This is a genomic window from Lawsonella sp. (assembly GCF_011525565.1).
GTDB classification, from domain to species: domain Bacteria; phylum Actinomycetota; class Actinomycetes; order Mycobacteriales; family Mycobacteriaceae; genus Lawsonella; species Lawsonella clevelandensis_A.
Genome location: NZ_WVRS01000024.1, coordinates 1 through 3,607, shown reverse-complemented (window position 1 = coordinate 3,607; position 3,607 = coordinate 1). Strand labels below are relative to the sequence as shown.

The following is a 3,607-nucleotide window of genomic DNA, read 5'->3' as shown; positions in this document are numbered from 1 at the left end:
AACACAGAATGACTCTCACACCCCGATACGCCCACTAGCAGACCACACATAACTGCGGCTGTCACCAGTCTTTTTCCCATAGAAACAGAGCCCATCACACCACTAACCTTCTTCTCGATTTCTCTTCACCAAAATAATTACCGCGCACAGTAAACCACACTCCCTACTTCCGTGGGAGAGCTACTTTTGTGGGGAGACCATATCAATGAGCTCATTGCAGGCTTGTTCATGGGTTTTTGGTTCTTTACCGGTGATAGCGGCTTCGTAGGCCACTCCATGACGTTCAAAATTCAGTGCACAGCTATACCTATTAAGAGGAGTCCCCTCAGCTATAAATTCAATATCCCCCATGTCATAGGTCTCTCCATAACGATTAACCTGACCGCTAGGTTTAAAACCATGCCGTGTATTTGCCGTTTGTAAAGATGTTTCAGTACTGAAGAAAAACTGAACTGTTTCATGAGTAGTAAACCAGCTACAAGTAAACTTGAACTGACCACCCCTCCTGTTCTGCAAATCCTTCTGCGGATCAACCCCCACCTTCCGCAACACCGGCACATTCACCTGATTACAGATCTCCAGCCACTCAGATGTCTGCTTCACACCCCACTTCTCATATATTTTGAGGTTACGATTAAAATCTTCGGATCCCTTCACATCCCCCATCGTCTGATCTGGAGGAACTCCTTTATCGTGGTTGGCATAAATTCGATCCGGATCTCTCCGCTCCGCATTAGCCGATGCAGACACAGACGATTTATCAACCGGCTGACCAGACCCAGACAGCACAGAATGACTCTCACACCCCGATACGCCTACTAACAGACCACACATAACTGCAGCTGTTACCAGTCTTTTCCCCACAGTCGCAGACGTCATCACACTGCTAACCTTTCACCCGAAATACAAGACAGATACATCTCTAAAAATTTAGTGAGCACAGTAAACCACACTCCCCACTCCCATGGGAGCCCTACTTTTGCGGGGGCACTATTCAATAGGTCCACTTAATGAACTCACTGCAGCCTTATTGATTGTTTTTGGTCGTTAGTGAAAGCTGGTATTTTCGTGCCCTCCTTTCTAAAGCCCTGTAGTCTGAAATACATGAGCGACAAGAATGACACCCCCACTGGCGGCTCCAACACCAACGATCCACAGGGCAATGGCGACAATAACGACCCCATGGATTTTCTTCGCCGGTTACTGGGAGGCGATGCGTCCAACACGGGGGGCACATCGAATGGCTTTAACCTGAATGATCTGGGGAATTTTAGCTTTGGTTTCGGTCCTGCTTCCGGTACGGACGATAACGCTGATGGCGACTCCTCGGAGGAAGACGGCAAGAGCGGTCGCGATGGCGGATTTATGTTCATGATGCAGCAAATGGGGGACTTTATTTCCGGTATTAGTGGTTCTTTTGGCAAAGAGCAGGGTGCCACTATTAACACCACCGCTGCCCGCACTGCTGCGCTGCGCGAGCTTGGGGCGGATCCCACCATAAGTGATGGTCAGCGGCGAGCTGTGGATGATGCTGTCCGTTTAGCAGATCTGTGGCTCAATGAAGTAACAACTCTTCCCACTGGTGTTTCCTCCACGGAAACGTGGGTTCCCCGCACGTGGGTGGAGAATTCTCTTCCCACCTGGGGGCGGCTTCTCACTCCCGTTATAGAGCGTATGAATACTGCCGGTCTGGAGGGGCTCCCAGGGGAACTCTCAGACCAGATTGGGCAGTTTACTGAAAGTATGGGGGGAATCATGAACATCATGAAGAACCTCACCAGTTACACGTTTGGTACTCAGCTTGGTAGTGCTCTGGCTGCTCTTTCCCAAGAAATTACGTGTTCTTCGGAGATGGGTATTCCGCTGGATACTGCTGGTACGGCTGCGCTTCTGCCCGATACCATTGCACAGTTGTCACGGGATCTAGAACTCCCACAACGTGATGTTTTTGTCTTCTTAGCTGCACGTGAGGCAGCCTATCAACGGTTGTGGGCGCATGTTCCTTGGCTGGCTCCTCGTTTGTTGGGAGCCATTCAAGACCATGCGAACGGTATTGTGGTGGACTACTCCAATATTGAATCGGCAACCCGTGAGTTTGGCCTTGACCCAGAGGTACTCTCCGATCCGGAGAAACTCCAGGATGCTATGAACCAGATGCAGACAATTGAGTTGACTCCGGAAATTCACTACACCCATGAAAAAGCCTTGGAGCGCCTCGAAACAATGCTTGCTCTTGTAGAAGGATGGGTTGATGTTGTTGTAGAAAACGCCATCAAAGACCGCATACCTTCCACTCCGGCGCTGTCTGAAATGTGGCGTCGCAGGAGAGCTACGGCAAGCCAAGCCGAGGAGGCCTTAAAGGCCCAAGCCGGGTTGGAATTGCGCCCCCGAAGAGTGCGCGATGCCGTCACCTTATGGACTCGTATTACGGATGCGTGTGGTGCTGAGAAACGTGATAGTTGCTGGGACCATCCGGATCTTCTTCCCCGCGCAAGTGATCTTGATAACCCAGCTGCCTGTATTGATCGTTTGTTAGATGACACTACTGATTCTTTTGAATCGGATCTTGCGAAGCTCGAGGAGGAGCTTATGGGAGATCACGACGACACAGACACAGGCAATGCAGACTCAGGCGACACAAGCCCAGAAGATGGCGATGACACTGGGAGCACTAACTAGTATTTGTTGCTAGCCTTACCTACACTCGCTGCGGGGTTTCTCATCCGTGTCGAGCGTAGGGCTTTTCGTCTCGTATCGGGATGCTGCATCCAGGTAGCCACGGGCTCGTTCTACCTTGGGGTATGCTGACACAGCCTCCCAGAAGGCATCGGTGTGTCCTCCGGGAACCGTAAGATGGCATAGTTCGTGCACAATAACGTAATCCAGAACATAGCGTGGCATGGTGGCAAGTGCAGGATGTAGCTGAATAGTGCGCGTGCGATAGTGGCAGCTACCCCAACGAGTAGCCACGTCACGGCTCCACTCCACTACGGCAGGGCGTGCTTTTCCCTGGCAGTAACGGTGGTCTAACTTACTTACATAGTGACCCAATTCCGTTGTATTCATTGTGCGCTGAGCGAGTTTGCGACGATGCTGTTTACGCAGTTTCTCCACTATGCTAGCGACAGCACGCTCCTCCGCCTGTGGGGTGAGGTGAGCTGGCACCATCACGATGATGCGATCATTCTCGATACGTCCACTAATTGTTTTTCGCCGTCTAGCTGAGCGGCGAATTTCTATATCAGTGGGAAATTCTTCCGAAAAAGAATTTTTCACCTGATATTTTTCTCCCCTAACAAGGTGTGAAAATACCTTTTCACCTGGGATATTAATGGGTTTATCACTATCGCTCATATCTTGAATGTACCGGGTAGGAGCCCCAACGGTCGTATAAGGCTGTCAGAATATCGCCATGAGTATTCCCCAAGGACCACAAATCCACCCCTACCTCACCATTGTGCAACGTACTCCACGCACGCTGCAGGTAGGGCTTCTCCCACAAGAGGCAGTCATGGTGGAAGTCCCAGATGAGTATCAGACGGAAGATGTGCAATGGCTTCTTACCCGCTGTGACGGTACCCGCAATCTGCAAGAGCTCATTCACCTC

General features: G+C 50.8%; 4 protein-coding genes. 2 read left to right on the top strand and 2 right to left on the bottom strand.

The features are described from left to right. Positions 1–180 precede the first annotated feature (180 nt). Complete coding sequence (locus QZV76_RS07435) at positions 181–879, bottom strand: hypothetical protein (protein WP_290599397.1); 699 nt, start codon at positions 877–879, stop codon at positions 181–183. 225 nt (positions 880–1,104) lie between these two features. Here QZV76_RS07435 and QZV76_RS07430 point away from each other — a divergent pair, with 225 nt between their 5' ends. After that, positions 1,105–2,679, top strand: coding sequence for a zinc-dependent metalloprotease (locus tag QZV76_RS07430; RefSeq protein WP_290599396.1), 1,575 nt, complete (start codon positions 1,105–1,107; stop codon positions 2,677–2,679). Between the two features lie 15 nt (positions 2,680–2,694). Here the strand turns inward: QZV76_RS07430 and QZV76_RS07425 are convergent, their stop codons facing one another. Then, positions 2,695–3,354, bottom strand: a complete 660-nt coding sequence (locus QZV76_RS07425; RefSeq protein WP_290599394.1) for a M48 family metallopeptidase — start codon at positions 3,352–3,354, stop codon at positions 2,695–2,697. 58 nt (positions 3,355–3,412) lie between these two features. Between QZV76_RS07425 and QZV76_RS07420 the strand changes: the two genes are divergently transcribed. Then, on the top strand, positions 3,413–3,607 hold a 195-nt coding region (locus tag QZV76_RS07420), incomplete at its 3' end, for a hypothetical protein (protein ID WP_290599393.1).